This is a genomic window from Desulfuromonas sp. DDH964 (assembly GCF_001611275.1).
Classification (GTDB): Bacteria; Desulfobacterota; Desulfuromonadia; order Desulfuromonadales; family DDH964; genus DDH964.
Genome location: NZ_CP015080.1, coordinates 273,570 through 285,592 on the forward strand (window position 1 = coordinate 273,570; position 12,023 = coordinate 285,592).

A 12,023-nucleotide genomic window follows, 5' to 3' on the forward strand; every position below is an offset into this window, starting at 1 on the left:
CGGAGACCACCTGCGCCGGCGCCGTCTCGAACTCGGTCTGTACCAAAAAGATGTCGCGGCCAAGCTCGGAGTAACTACCTCCACCATCTGGAACTGGGAGCACGGGTGGACCGCCGATTTCCGGTACATCCCCCAGATCGTCACCTTCCTCGGCTACAATCCCATCCCCTGTCCCGATGATCTACTGGAAAGATTGGCCTGGTACAAGCAGGTCAACGGTCTGACTCTGGAACAGCTCGGTGCCGAGATGGGTCGCGATCCTGAGCAGTTGGCCGAATGGCTGAGTGGGAGACACAAGCCGTGTCGGCGGAATCGAGAGGAGCTTGATCTTTTCTTGTCGGTTCACTCCCAAGGGCCTGGGGCGGTCCAGCGAGAGGGTGCCGCCTTGCCGGAAGACAGCGCGACGGTGAGCGGCAGGAGGAATTCCTTGACAGAAAGTACGACCTCCGAGAACAACGCGGGAACGTGATCCTGCCGCAGACGCCTTTGGAAAGCTGCCCACTGAGTCTGCTTAGCCTCGGCGAAACCATCGGTGAAGGCCTCGATTACATCGGGAAGTGGGGTGCCGCGTCGGTCAAAAGTGAGGCGGATGGCCTCGGCCAGGTTTTCTCCCACGAAATCGAATTGCCGACAGAGCAGCCAGATGTCGTAGAAGTCCTTCATCCGGCTGTTCAACTCGCGCAGTTTCACCATCGCCTCGAACTTTTCGGCAATGGCGCTTTCGCGGCTGTAGCACAGCAGGCGTGGTGCAGGCGAATCCAGCAAGGTCGGCAGGTCAGACTTTTCCGGTCCAGGGAAAACGACATCGCCGAAACCGATGTCGACCTGCATGTTGACCCTGGCCGAATCCAATGTCCCTCGAAAGCGAACCCGGATCCCTTCATAGTCGGCATCCTCCGTAATCCTTTCGGCCTGAATCGTGTCCGGGCCGAAGACCAGTCCGTCCGGGTCCACTTCGGCGGAAAGGATATCCCGAATCTGCGCGACAATGCTGGCCGTTTCATTGTTTGTGCGGCCCAGCAGGTCGATGTCCATGGTCGGTCGCAACTCTGCTGACCGCCAGGCTCTCAACATCAGGGCACCTTTGAGGATGAACCGGTCGGCATGCTCCGATTGCGACAGCCGGAAGAGGAAGCGCTCCATCGCGTAATACTGGAGCAGTTCATTAAACGGCCGCCGATCGCTTCTGGCCCGGTTGAGGAGGCGTTGTCGGACCGAAGCAGCGGTGTTCTTGAGAGCCTTCGCGCTCACAGCGTCGCCTCCAGGTAGGGCTTCATCACCTTGTCCACACGGCAAATTTGCGCATATTCGAGCACTCCCGCCAGGTTGAATTTCTTCCGCGCCTTGTAGAGTTTCAGCGCTTCCAGAACCACATCCATCCCGATTTTGTTGCGGAACTTGAAACAGTCCGCCAGGGTCTTCTCCGGGCTGTAGATTCGAACAGGGACGCCATCGATTTGGTGCTCCTCAATCCCGGCCCGGAAGGCGGCATCGGAAAATTTATGGGCGCGAATCGGCGGAAAATCAAGGGACGGCATCCGAGAGTCCCGGGGCACGGCGACAGAGACCTCGTGGGGAATCTGAGTGGTGATTCCGTGGAAGGCCAATGCGGAAATGAGGCAGATGACGGCGTTCGGAAACCGAAGGCTTACCGTCACCAGGTCGGGGTTGCCGATGGGCGGCAGCTCCGCCAAGCGATAGACTCCTCGCGTCACCTGCTCGATGATGCCCTTGTCCCGCAGGGTGTACAGCATGTACCGTGTTATTCCGTGAGCGAGAGCTTCGCTCATGTGCAGCTGGCCGCCATGCTGTCGGAAAATTTCCTCAGGGGATTTTTTCGATATAAAACCAGACAAAATGACTCCATTTATATAAAAGTGGGAACATTTTGTCTGTAACTGTTCCAGAATGCAAGGGAAAAATTGGAAAGCTGGATATTCATATCAGAATCAATGTAGGCGCGGGATCTGCGGCATACCTCCCTGCTCAAAAGGATTCACGCGAAAATTTCTGTCGAAGATGGAAAGATGAGGGGTTCATAGGATTTGCTTCTTCGCCACGATTCGGATGGAAAACCGCTCACCTTCCCGAATTTCCGTCGTCAAACCCTCTTTCAGGACAAGGTTCCAGATCTCTTTCGTCCGGCCGAAGCGGCTGCCCATCAGGACCAGTTTCTCGAGAAGGGCAAGCCCCTTGACCGGCAGTCGGCGGATGTCGAATTCCTCGATTACCAACAGCCCGCCCGGGGCGAGGACCCTTGCCAACTCACGAATCACCTGCCGTTGGCGCGGGAAATGATGCAAGGAATCGACTACCATGATCCGCTCGAAGATATCATCTGGGAAAGGGAGAAGGGCCACATCGGTTTGGACCGGATGGAGTCCGCCCTTTTTCCGGGCCTGACGCAGCATGCCTGAGGAAATGTCGGCAACCACAAGCTGCCCAACCATAGGGCGCAAGGAGGCGGATACCCGACCGGTTCCACCTCCGGCATCTAGCAGGCGGCCATTTACCGGAGCTCAAGCAGCTTCCTCCATAGTTCATGGTCGATAGGCCCAAGGAAAAGCCCTGCGATTCGGTCATAGACCGGCGCCAGAATGTCAAAATGAGAAATCACGTTTAACCTGACCTTCGATTTCGAAGATAGACCGATTGCCCATTTTGCAAGCAATAGCTTTGATCCTCCTTTTTCATCCTACCACTCTCCTTAGGCCGAAGACCGTTTCCGTTGAAATCTTTACGGAATTTGACATCCAGGGGCGTCAAGGTAATCTGAAAGCGTTGCTTTTACTGTGAAGCACAGGAGGAGAAAGATGAAAAGGCGGTGGAACTTCCTTGTCTGGGCCCTTGCGGTGGGCCTCCTCATTGTCGTTATCCCCGGCAGCGGCTGGACTCAGGGAATGATGGGCGGTCGCGGTGGCATGATGGGCGAAGGGATGCGCGAGATGATGCAGCAGATGATGGGCGATATGCTGCCTCCTCCCATGGATCCCGCCTTTCTGCCGGATCCGGATTCGGAAGGGGCGCGGCTACTTCAGCGGTTCTGCACGCAGTGCCATTACCTGCCGGGGCCGGGTCTGCATACCTCAGCAGAGTGGCCGGAGGTGGTGAACAGGATGAACCGACGCATGCAGATGATGAGCCGCCGCGGCATGATGATGATGGGAAGGGTCGACGCCCCCGCCGAAGGGGAGCTTGCCGCCATCCTCGACTACCTCCAGAAACACGCCCAGAAACCCCTGGCCGAAAGACTCTCCCCGGCGCTGGAGAGCGAAGCTGGGCAGTTCTTCCGCGCGGTCTGCTCCCAGTGTCACGTCCTGCCCGACCCCGGCCAGCACAGCGCCTCGGAGTGGCCGGCAGTGGTCGAACGGATGAAAGGGTACATGGCGGCCGTGGGCAAGCCGGTTCCGGAGGAAAAGACGGTCAGGGACATCGTCGGCTTCCTGCAACGGCACGGACGCACCGAAAAATAGTCCCGAATCGGAGGCAAGGAGGATGAGCATATGATGCACGGCGGCGGAATGATGGACGGTTGGGGAATGATGGGTCCGGCAATGTGGATCTTCATGCTTCTGCTCTGGGGCTTCGCCATTCTCGGATTGGTCTGTGCCGTTCGCTGGTTGGCCACCCGGGGCAAAGTCGGCAAGGAGCAAGGGTCGCCGGCGTCGCCACTCGACATCCTCAAAGCCCGCTACGCTAAAGGTGAGATCGGAAAGGAGGAGTTCGAGAGGATGAAAAAGGATCTGGAATAGAATCGGCCCCGTGGAGTTCATGCGAACATGAAATCCCCATCTGAAACACTCCTCAGGCTTCTTGCCGCATGTGCCTTTCTCCTGGCGCCGGCCGCCGGTGCGCTGGCCGAGGTCACTCTCACACACGTTCATGGCCTGGCCTACAGCGCCGATGGCAAGCGCCTCTTTGTCCCCAGCCATCATGGATTTGCCATTTACGAGGGGGGCAAGTGGGCCAAGGCGCCGGGTCCCGAGCACGACTACATGGGATTTACCGCAACCAGAAACCGCTTCTACAGCAGCGGCCATCCGGCAGAGAGCTCGCGGCTCGTCGACCCCTTCGGACTTATGCGCAGCGACGACGGCGGCAAGAGCTGGAGTAGGCTCGGGCTGGAGGGAGAATCTGATTTCCACCAGCTCGCCGCGGGCTACGGCAGCAACGCCGTGTACGTCTACAACCACGCGCCCAACTCCCGGATGCCGGAGGCGGGGATTTACTTCACCCTGAACGACGGGGACGCCTGGCAGCGTGCGCGGGCCGAGGGGCTGCGCGGTGAGCCGGCCGGCATCGCGGTCCATCCCGAGGACCCAAATGTTGTCGCCGTCGCCACCAAGAGCGGCCTGTATCTCTCGGCTGACTCCGGCGCAAGCTTTCGCGCGCTCGCCTCGGGCCCGGTCTATTCAGTCCTCTTCGACCTCGACGGCCGGCATCTCTGGTATGGCGGCTACGCCGAGGCGCCGACGCTGATTCGGCTTGATTGGCGAACGGAGGAGCAGCAGAGCGTAACGGTGCCACCTCTTGGTCGAGATGCGGTGGCCTTCATCGCGCAGAACCCTGCGGGTCGAAGCGAATACGCCATCGCCACCTTCAAGCGCAGCGTCTTTCTCAGCCGGGACGGCGGAAAGAGCTGGAAAGAGATCGCCCGTGAGGGGAAGGGGTTGGATCGGTAACCCTTGGGCATGCAGTAACGGTTATTGCCTGGCCATACTGACCTGGGTTGACATTTGTTTGCACTTGAACCTATAGTAAAAGCAGATTGCTGACTGAGTTGGTGGGCTTTTTTGAGTGGTAAGTCCAGCTTTGGGCTATTCTGGGGACCCAACCTTGTTGGGTGAAGGCGAATGCCGATCCGCCTTTTTTCTATTTTCCTGCTCCTGAGCATGCTCGCCCCGGCGGGTTCGCTCGGCTCGGTGCTTTACCAGTGCCGCATGGACGGACAGGTCCGGCAGGCCTGCTGCTGCCGGGATGCAGGGAGCCAACAAACCCCGCTTGTCGCTTTCGGTGGACAGGAAGGCTGTTGCGACCTCAAGGCGGCCGAGGACCAACCGACCCCGGCCACGCATGAGCGAACCCTCCTTACGATCGATGCTCCCCAGGTGGCGTGCCTTCCCCCTTCAGTCACCCACTCACGACTCTCTGAACTTCCCCGCAGTAACCCTCCCGAAGATGTGCTCGTCCACAAACCCCGCGGCGCCCCTCCTGTCTACCTGCGTACCTGTTCCTTTCTGATTTGATCTCCAGCAACGTCGTCGACTGAACCAAGCAAGGGACCAGTGCGTCTTTCGCAGGTTTGTCCGTGGCCGGACACGCTTTTTTCCGGCCCTGATCCGACAGTTGGCAAAGGAGAACGATCATGATTTCAATACTTCTGTTCTGGGGGGTCTCCATTCTCGGTGCGGTGTGCGCAGTCCAGTGGTTGCTGGATTGGCAGCCTGGGCCGGCAGAGAAGGAGAGGCCCCTCGACATCCTTACCGCTCGCTACGTCAGGGGGGAGCTCAGTCTGGAGGAGTTTGTGAAGATGAAAAAGGCTCTAGAGTAGGGCTCCAGAACCCGGCGGATAGGGGCGAATGAGTCGTCTCCACCTTCCGGACGAATTGTGATGTATGAGCGCAAATCAGCAACAGTAATTCAACCCCAAACGTAATAAAAGGAGCACGAACCGATGAAAATCTTTTCTCTGGCAGCACTCTTGGCCCTCGGTTTAGTTTTTCACCCTTTCGGGACGGCGGCCGAAGCATCCGACATGCAAGGCATGAAGCACGAGGGGATGCACATGAAGGGCGACATGGTCCTGATTGGCGACCAAGTCGTGGACGGGGTGAAAGCGATGGCCCACATCATGGTGTATGATGATGCCGCCAGGGTGTCCATGGCAAAAATGGGCATGGACGCCACACACCATCTCATGATGCTGTTTGTCGATGAGCAGAGCGGTCGTTCCATTGCGGGGGGATCGGCGGCGCTCAAGATCCAGACCAAGGAAGGTGATGCCGGCAACCCCACTAAACTAATGCCGATGAAAATGGAAATTGGCTCTGGTTTCGGCAGTGACATTGCCCTTCCGGAAAAGGGCGAAGTCACCTTCCTGGTCGGCACCAAGCTCGAGGACGGCAAGAAGCGCCAGTTCGAGTTCAACTTCCATCAATAAAAATCGATATCGTCGAGGCCCCCAATTTTAGGGGCCTCAGCTTTTCCCCAAGGGTAGTCTTGAGGTTTTCCCAGGGCTCTCACGATGTGTCCCGCGGACCAATTTCCGTCACAGCGAGACCGCGCCGAGCCCACCAGAATCCGAGCAGAGGGATGACGATCCACTGGGCGATGGGTGAGAGGCCCACGTCGAGCACGGGGACGATGGGCATCCACTCCGAGTAGGCCCAGGCCCCTTTCACGCTCGTGTTCAGCCACTCGCTCCATACCGTGTACGAAACTCCAAGCGCCGTCGAGGTTGCCGCCACCCGGAGGAATCGCTCCAGCGGCCAAGCCGAGCCCCCGATCAGGACGGCCCCCAGCAGGAGGGACCCGGAAGCGATGAGGAGATCGCCGCCGGTGCAGTGGAGAACCGCCCAGGTCAGTAACCCAGCATCCCCTTCCTCCCAGAGGGTATAGAGGGGCAGTTGGAGAGTCTCCCACGCAAGATTGGCCAGGAAAACGATGGCCAGATAGCGGCGCAGGACGACGAGCCTTGGCTCTGTAGCGCTCTGCCCCATCCTATTACCTCTCCCACCAGTTGCCTGCGAGCAGCCGCTTCCACTGCCCCCAGCACGGAAGGAGCATGGGGACCCGGCGCCGGTACTCGCGGTAGGCCTCCCCGTGGACCCGGAGCATCTCCTTCTCTTCCTTGCGGGCCAGACTCCAATAGGCAAGCCCGATCACAGGAAAGAGGACCACCGAGAACAGGGTCGGCCAGTGCATGACCCCTTCGCCGAAGACCGCGAGCAGGATGCCGGTGTACTGCGGATGGCGAACGATCGCATAGAGGCCGCCTGTGGCCAGGCGGTTTTCCCGACGGGCGCGGTAGAGTTGCCGCCACCCGCCAGCCAGGAGGAAGAGGCCCACGAGGACGAACGCGTAGCCGACGATCATGGCCACGACCATCCCCAGTTCGCCGACCCCCAGAAGGCTCGACCACAGGTTGGCGCTTGCCGAGACGTCGAGGTCGAAGAAGCGGGCCAGCAGGTAGAGCGTGAGAGGGAAGCCGTACATCTCGGCGTAGAGGGCGATGATGAAGGCCTGGACCAGACCCGCCCGGCTCCACTCGCGCCAGCTCTTCGGGGCCGCGAAGCGGTAGAAGACCCAGGAGACGATGACGATCATGAAAACGGCCAGGGTCCAGCCGCCCCAGTTTTCTTGCATGCTCCTCGTCCTTCAGGGGGAGAGCGGAGCCCCTCTTCGGAAGCCCCAATTCATGCTTCATCTTACCTCAGGGAAGCGGCCTGCCAAGCCCCGCCGACCGCAGCGCGGCCTCATCCGGTCCGCGCCCGGCGCAGCAGGAGGCGAGCTTGCCGTCGATCGCCACGGCCGGAATCGTGCGCACGCCCATCACCTTTGCTCTGGCGGCGATGGCCGTATCGTGCATGTCGAGCACCTCAACGTCGCAGGAAGGGCAGGCGAGGCTCTCGACGAGTTTCACCGTTTCCTGACACGCCGGACAGCCGGCGCTGAAGACTTCGATTTTGCGTTTGGTCGTCATGGTAGTTGTCTCCTTTCAAGTGTGTGTGGTGATTCCGTTGACTTCCCGGCCTGGATGCAGGCCGGACATTCCCCTGACCTTTTCGGCCAGGAGTTCCAGATCGAGGCCCCGATCAAGAACGCAATGCCGCCGTAAAGCAGAAGATCTGAAGCGAAAAGGAACTTGCTGAGCAAAATAGCTCCCGCACCGAGCAGGCCCAGAAGAAGTGGACCGAATCCCCTGCGGCTTCCGGCCCGGTAGCCGAGCGAGGAGATCACCGCCGCCAGAGTGACCACGGTCAGTGGCAGGAGGTAGGGGCTGAAGTCGACGAGACCGATCCCCATGGACCCCAGCAGCCCGGCATAAGCCGGCCAGCAGGCGGGGCACACCGCCTTCGGCAAAAGGGCGACCGCCACCGCCGGCGCCGCGGCCAACAGCCGACTCTTTCCACCCGCGCGGCAAGAAGCACCTTTGTCCGTCGACTCATTTCGATTCAATCTCTCCTCCTTCAATTCTTCTCCCTCTCGTCCATCGCCTCCAGGATCGGGCACTCGCTGACCGGTCCTTCCCCTTTGCAGGTCTCCGCCAGCCTCTGCAGCGCCTCCTGCATCTTCCGCAGCACCTCCCGCTTCCGCTCGATGTCGGCGATCTTCGCCTCGGCCCTCGCCTTCACCTCGGTGCAGCTCGTCTCGGGGGTGAAGCGCAGGCTGAGCAGCTCGCCGATCTCCTTGAGGGAAAACCCCAGCTCCTGGGCGCGGCGGATGAAGCGGATGCGCGCCGCCGTCTGCGGGGGATAGGTGCGGAAGCCCGAGGCGGGGCGGGGCGGCTGTTCGATGAGCCCCTGGCGCTCGTAGAACTTGACCGTCTCGACCTTCACCCCTGCCTGCCTGGCCACCTGGCCGATCGTCAGTCGTTGCATGCTCTTTTCATCCTCTCATTTTCAGGATAGGGTCGGTACCATGGTACCGGGTCAAGCGCTTTTTTTCAGTAGCGGAAGAAGGTGAGGAGTGAACAGGGGAGGCGCGCTTGCGGCCACGCTCGAAAGGGGTTTAATGTGAGAAGGGAACAAACCGTCGGAGGCAGCGCATGGAAATACCGGACCAATTGGAGATCGACCTGGCAAGCCACGTGCAGAAGCTCCTCTTCCCCAAAAGCTCGCCGGTCTGCGACTGGAGCTGCATCGGCGTCAAGAACCGCATGGCGAAAGGGCTGGGAGGGGATTACTTCGACTTCATCGCCCTCCCCGACGGCTGCCAGGCGCTCTTCATCGGCGACGTGACCGGCCACGGCCTGCCGGCGGCTGTGGTCATGTCCCTTCTGTACGGGTACATCAACCGTTTTGCGGCGGAGATCTGCTCCCCCCTCGACGTGGTCCGGGGGGTCAACGGTTTTCTGCAATCCTTCGCGATCCGTTCTCCGGAGTTCGATCACCACTTCTCCTCCACCCTCTTCCTCGGTTTCATCCACCCCGACACGCTGGCGATGGAGTACGTCAACGCCGGCCACCCCGCCCCTCTGATCCTCCGCGGCCGGAACCTTCACACTCTGCCGCCGACCGCGCCGCCCATCGGATTCTTCGATGCGCCCGAGATTCACATGGAGACCTTCCAGTTTGCCCAGGAAGACCGCCTTCTCCTCTACACCGATGGCGTCATCGAGGCCCCCGATCAGGCGGAGGAGCTGTTCGGCCTGGAACGCCTGCAAGATGTGCTGTTACAGACCAGGGGCGACCACATGGAGTTTCTTGAGCAGCTCTTTGCCGCCCTGAAGGAGTTCACCGGGAGGGACACGCCCCGCGACGACTGCACGGCCATCGTCATCGACTTTCATAGAGGCTGGCCGACGCCGCAAGGCAAATGACGTGCATCCTATGCATCCTCGCAGCGGCATGCCTTCCGCCATTTCCGGTAAGCGACGATGGTCAGGAAGATGAGAATCCCCAGCGCCGGGAAGAGCACGTAATCGAGGTAGGGGGTGAAGGCGGCCAGGCCGACCGCCGCCAGCAGGACGACCAGGACGGGGGTGAAGCAGCAGAGGGCGACCACCCCGGTACCCACCAGGGCGGCGATGAGGCGGTTGCGGTATTTCTTCTGCGCGTTCGGCATCGACCTTTTCCTTTCCTATTCCACGCAGCAGCTCATGCGGCCGATGTCGCGGCGGAAGGCCTGGGCGGCCATCTTGATCCCCTCGCAGTAGGTGGGAAAGACGTGGGTCGTCTCGATGAGGTCGTCGACGGTCAGGCCGAGCCTGACCGCCAGAGCCGCCTCGTGGGTCATCTCCGCCGCGTGTGGGGCGAGGATATGGACCCCCATGACCCTGCCGGTCTCGTGGTGGACGACCATCTTCACCAGCCCCCGCGTGTCGTTGACAGCGAGGGCCTTCGGCACCTGGCTCAGTTGGACGGTGCGGCAGGTGCAGGTGCCGTAGCGGGCCATGTACTGCGCCTCGGTGAGGCCCACCCCGGCCACCTCCGGGTCGGTGAAGACGGCAAAGGGTATGCTGTCGGAGTCGAGCGTCTTCTTCGCCCCCCTGAAGGCGTTCTCCACCGCCATCTTCCCCTCTTTGGCGGCGACGGTCTCCAGGCAGATGTGGCAGACCACGTCGCCGGCGGCCCAGATGTGGGGGAGGCTGGTCTGGAGAAATTCGTTCACCCTGACGTTGCACCCCCTCTCGGTCTCGACGCCGATCTCCTCCAGGCCCAGCCCCTCGATGTTGCCGACCACGCCGGTGGCGACCAGGATCTCTTCCCCTCGGAGCACCTCCTCCCTGCCGTCCGCCTCGACGATAACTTCCTTGATGCTGCCGTTCCTGCGCACCCGACGGATCTTGACCCCGGTGCGGATCCCGATCCCCTCATCCTGCAGGTAGCCGCGCAGGGCTTCTGAGATTTCCGGCTCGGAGACGGAGGCGATCCTCTTTGCCGCCTCGACGATCGTCACCTTCGCGCCGAAGCGGGCGAAGATCTGGGCGAACTCAAGCCCCAGCGGCCCGCCCCCCAGCACCACCAGGGAGGAGGGAAGCCGCTGCAGCGCGAGCGCTTCCGGATTGGTGATGTAGCCCGTCGCCTCCAGCCCCTCTATCGGATAGACCTTCGTCCGGCAGCCGGTGGCGATGAGGATATGCTCGCCCTCGATCTCCTTCTCCCCGACCCGGACGGCCCGCTCAGAGGCGAAGACGCCTCGGCCGTCGATCCATGTGACGTGTTTAAACCCCGCCAGGACCTCCTGATAGTTCTTCCTGCGGGCCTCCGTGATGAGGTGGTCCTTCTCCGCCATGGCCCTCGCGAAGTCGAAGGCGGGCGGGGTGGATGAGATGGAGGCGAAACGCGGATGGCGGATTCCGTGCAGCTCGCCGGCCACGGCGAGAAGGTGCTTGGTCGGCATGCACCCCACGTTCACGCAGGTCCCCCCCATGGGAAGGCCGTCGTTAACGATCACCGTCTTCAGGCCAAGCCGATCCGCCTCCGTCGCCGCCGCAAAGGCGGCAGCGCCTCCTCCCAGGATTACGAGGTCATAGCGTTCCATGGACTCCTCCCCTTCTCCCCGGTGGTCTACCGGAGGAAATCTTCGAAAATCATCCTGCCGTGTTGCAACGCTTCCTTGAGGGTATAAATCTCGCCTTTAGCCAGTGCGGGGTTCTTCCCCATCCAGTTTGCCAGATGCTCCCTGGAGCAGAAGAAATTGATGTACGGACAGCAGCTTTCCGCCGTGCAGCCGCCCCGTTCCCGATCGCACACAAACTCCAACATTCCTTCCGGTTTGCGGGAAAAGATCGTGCCGTTTTTCACAGTCACCTCTATTTCCCCTTCGCAGCAGGGACACCGAGAGAGGACGGTGATCGGCTCATCCAGCATGAAATGGATACCGAGGGCATCGGTGGCGCAGAGGGCATAGGCCCAGCGTCCGTCGGCGAATACTACCCGGTGGCGCGTTTCCTGGGCTGAGAAGGGGTAGGCTGAGACTATCTCTCCCCCTTTTTGCGTAAGGATGTCAGCCCCTTCGAGCTTTTCCACACTGCGGCTGACGGATTCCGGTGAAGCGAAGCCCATCCTTTCCCCGATCTCCAGCAGGGAAGGTGCCCTGCCGGTGGCTGCGAACCTGCGCAGGATGAATTTCCTGGTTTCGTCTTCCACGGGATCAAGCTGTGCCTCGGCGATCCGCCCTCTTACCGATTCGCCTATCCGCTCCATGAGTCCTGCCACGTTTTTTTCTCCTTCGTTATGCGCTTAATGCGTTTCTTGCTCGCCATCCGCATCGGAAGGATCCCCCCTGAAAGGATCTCCCCTGCGGCGGAAGATGCCGACTACAAAATGGCCCGCAGCCGCGACAATCGCGCCGACGGC

General features: G+C 60.8%; 18 protein-coding genes and 1 pseudogene. 8 read left to right on the forward strand and 11 right to left on the reverse strand.

Annotation, left to right across the window (positions count from 1 at the left end; all coding sequences use genetic code 11):
- Positions 1-10: 10 nt before the first annotated feature.
- Positions 11-94: pseudogene (locus DBW_RS19145) on the forward strand (helix-turn-helix domain-containing protein); the annotation flags it as partial.
- Positions 95-342: 248 nt separating this feature from the next.
- Here DBW_RS19145 and DBW_RS18875 read toward each other — a convergent pair.
- The 3 genes from DBW_RS18875 to DBW_RS19210 form a co-directional block, all read right to left on the reverse strand.
- The gene (locus DBW_RS18875; protein ID WP_066723125.1) at positions 343-1,251 is read right to left on the reverse strand and encodes a nucleotidyl transferase AbiEii/AbiGii toxin family protein; all 909 of its coding nucleotides are present in this window, start codon (positions 1,249-1,251) and stop codon (positions 343-345) included.
- The gene (locus DBW_RS01330) at positions 1,248-1,844 is read right to left on the reverse strand and encodes a type IV toxin-antitoxin system AbiEi family antitoxin domain-containing protein (protein WP_082820450.1); all 597 of its coding nucleotides are present in this window, start codon (positions 1,842-1,844) and stop codon (positions 1,248-1,250) included. The genes DBW_RS18875 and DBW_RS01330 overlap by 4 nt, the downstream gene beginning before the upstream one ends.
- A 192-nt stretch (positions 1,845-2,036) precedes the next feature.
- Positions 2,037-2,459, reverse strand: coding sequence for a class I SAM-dependent methyltransferase (locus DBW_RS19210; protein WP_442856852.1), 423 nt, complete (start codon positions 2,457-2,459; stop codon positions 2,037-2,039).
- Positions 2,460-2,813: 354 nt separating this feature from the next.
- Between DBW_RS19210 and DBW_RS01340 the strand changes: the two genes are divergently transcribed.
- The 6 genes from DBW_RS01340 to DBW_RS01365 all read left to right on the forward strand — a co-directional run bounded on the left by DBW_RS01340 (position 2,814) and on the right by DBW_RS01365 (position 6,160).
- Positions 2,814-3,473 carry a hypothetical protein gene (locus DBW_RS01340; protein WP_066723133.1) on the forward strand — a complete coding sequence of 220 codons (660 nt, stop codon included), beginning with the start codon at positions 2,814-2,816 and terminating at the stop codon, positions 3,471-3,473.
- A 30-nt stretch (positions 3,474-3,503) separates the two neighbouring features.
- On the forward strand, positions 3,504-3,752 hold the full coding sequence (locus DBW_RS01345) for an SHOCT domain-containing protein (protein ID WP_066723135.1): 249 nt from the start codon (positions 3,504-3,506) through the stop codon (positions 3,750-3,752).
- A 27-nt stretch (positions 3,753-3,779) separates the two neighbouring features.
- The gene (locus DBW_RS01350) at positions 3,780-4,682 is read left to right on the forward strand and encodes a F510_1955 family glycosylhydrolase (protein ID WP_066723137.1); all 903 of its coding nucleotides are present in this window, start codon (positions 3,780-3,782) and stop codon (positions 4,680-4,682) included.
- Positions 4,683-4,853: 171 nt separating this feature from the next.
- Positions 4,854-5,246, forward strand: coding sequence for a hypothetical protein (locus DBW_RS01355; RefSeq protein ID WP_066723139.1), 393 nt, complete (start codon positions 4,854-4,856; stop codon positions 5,244-5,246).
- A 119-nt stretch (positions 5,247-5,365) separates the two neighbouring features.
- On the forward strand, positions 5,366-5,551 hold the full coding sequence (locus tag DBW_RS01360) for an SHOCT domain-containing protein (RefSeq protein WP_066723142.1): 186 nt from the start codon (positions 5,366-5,368) through the stop codon (positions 5,549-5,551).
- A 123-nt stretch (positions 5,552-5,674) separates the two neighbouring features.
- A complete protein-coding gene (locus DBW_RS01365; protein ID WP_066723144.1) occupies positions 5,675-6,160 on the forward strand; it encodes a hypothetical protein in 486 nt (161 codons plus the stop codon).
- Positions 6,161-6,239: 79 nt separating this feature from the next.
- Here DBW_RS01365 and DBW_RS01370 read toward each other — a convergent pair whose 3' ends face one another.
- The 5 genes from DBW_RS01370 to DBW_RS01390 all read right to left on the reverse strand — a co-directional run bounded on the left by DBW_RS01370 (position 6,240) and on the right by DBW_RS01390 (position 8,600).
- A complete protein-coding gene (locus tag DBW_RS01370; RefSeq protein WP_066723145.1) occupies positions 6,240-6,719 on the reverse strand; it encodes a hypothetical protein in 480 nt (159 codons plus the stop codon).
- A 4-nt stretch (positions 6,720-6,723) separates the two neighbouring features.
- A complete protein-coding gene (locus DBW_RS01375) occupies positions 6,724-7,365 on the reverse strand; it encodes a methyltransferase family protein (protein ID WP_066723149.1) in 642 nt (213 codons plus the stop codon).
- A 67-nt stretch (positions 7,366-7,432) separates the two neighbouring features.
- Positions 7,433-7,702 (reverse strand): thioredoxin family protein, encoded by a 270-nt coding sequence (locus tag DBW_RS01380; protein WP_066723152.1) that lies wholly within the window; start codon positions 7,700-7,702, stop codon positions 7,433-7,435.
- The gene (locus DBW_RS01385) at positions 7,699-8,178 is read right to left on the reverse strand and encodes a hypothetical protein (RefSeq protein ID WP_157471684.1); all 480 of its coding nucleotides are present in this window, start codon (positions 8,176-8,178) and stop codon (positions 7,699-7,701) included. The genes DBW_RS01380 and DBW_RS01385 overlap by 4 nt, the downstream gene beginning before the upstream one ends.
- A gap of 11 nt (positions 8,179-8,189) precedes the next feature.
- Positions 8,190-8,600, reverse strand: a complete 411-nt coding sequence (locus DBW_RS01390; RefSeq protein WP_066723157.1) for a MerR family DNA-binding protein — start codon at positions 8,598-8,600, stop codon at positions 8,190-8,192.
- A gap of 167 nt (positions 8,601-8,767) precedes the next feature.
- Between DBW_RS01390 and DBW_RS01395 the strand changes: the two genes are divergently transcribed.
- A complete protein-coding gene (locus tag DBW_RS01395; RefSeq protein WP_066723160.1) occupies positions 8,768-9,541 on the forward strand; it encodes a PP2C family protein-serine/threonine phosphatase in 774 nt (257 codons plus the stop codon).
- A gap of 8 nt (positions 9,542-9,549) precedes the next feature.
- Here the strand turns inward: DBW_RS01395 and merF are convergent, their stop codons facing one another.
- Genes merF through merB form a run of 3 tightly spaced genes read right to left on the reverse strand, consistent with a single transcriptional unit; the run spans position 9,550 to position 11,882 of the window.
- Positions 9,550-9,786: a mercury resistance system transport protein MerF gene (gene merF, locus DBW_RS01400; protein WP_066723161.1), complete on the reverse strand. Its 237-nt coding sequence runs from the start codon at positions 9,784-9,786 to the stop codon at positions 9,550-9,552.
- Positions 9,787-9,801: 15 nt separating this feature from the next.
- The gene (merA, locus tag DBW_RS01405; protein WP_066723163.1) at positions 9,802-11,205 is read right to left on the reverse strand and encodes a mercury(II) reductase; all 1,404 of its coding nucleotides are present in this window, start codon (positions 11,203-11,205) and stop codon (positions 9,802-9,804) included.
- Positions 11,206-11,231: 26 nt separating this feature from the next.
- Positions 11,232-11,882 (reverse strand): organomercurial lyase, encoded by a 651-nt coding sequence (gene merB / locus DBW_RS01410; protein ID WP_066723166.1) that lies wholly within the window; start codon positions 11,880-11,882, stop codon positions 11,232-11,234.
- Between the last annotated feature and the right edge of the window lie 141 nt (positions 11,883-12,023).

Coding starts and splice junctions, on each gene's coding strand:
- merF (WP_066723161.1), bottom strand. CDS start 9,786: ATGCCGAACGCGCAGAAGAAATACCGCAACCGCCTCATCGCCGCCCTG.
- DBW_RS01375 (WP_066723149.1), bottom strand. CDS start 7,365: ATGCAAGAAAACTGGGGCGGCTGGACCCTGGCCGTTTTCATGATCGTC.
- DBW_RS01340 (WP_066723133.1), top strand. CDS start 2,814: ATGAAAAGGCGGTGGAACTTCCTTGTCTGGGCCCTTGCGGTGGGCCTC.
- DBW_RS01365 (WP_066723144.1), top strand. CDS start 5,675: ATGAAAATCTTTTCTCTGGCAGCACTCTTGGCCCTCGGTTTAGTTTTT.
- DBW_RS01355 (WP_066723139.1), top strand. CDS start 4,854: ATGCCGATCCGCCTTTTTTCTATTTTCCTGCTCCTGAGCATGCTCGCC.
- DBW_RS01360 (WP_066723142.1), top strand. CDS start 5,366: ATGATTTCAATACTTCTGTTCTGGGGGGTCTCCATTCTCGGTGCGGTG.
- DBW_RS01370 (WP_066723145.1), bottom strand. CDS start 6,719: ATGGGGCAGAGCGCTACAGAGCCAAGGCTCGTCGTCCTGCGCCGCTAT.
- DBW_RS01350 (WP_066723137.1), top strand. CDS start 3,780: ATGAAATCCCCATCTGAAACACTCCTCAGGCTTCTTGCCGCATGTGCC.
- DBW_RS01380 (WP_066723152.1), bottom strand. CDS start 7,702: ATGACGACCAAACGCAAAATCGAAGTCTTCAGCGCCGGCTGTCCGGCG.
- DBW_RS01395 (WP_066723160.1), top strand. CDS start 8,768: ATGGAAATACCGGACCAATTGGAGATCGACCTGGCAAGCCACGTGCAG.
- DBW_RS01345 (WP_066723135.1), top strand. CDS start 3,504: ATGATGCACGGCGGCGGAATGATGGACGGTTGGGGAATGATGGGTCCG.
- merA (WP_066723163.1), bottom strand. CDS start 11,205: ATGGAACGCTATGACCTCGTAATCCTGGGAGGAGGCGCTGCCGCCTTT.
- DBW_RS01390 (WP_066723157.1), bottom strand. CDS start 8,600: ATGCAACGACTGACGATCGGCCAGGTGGCCAGGCAGGCAGGGGTGAAG.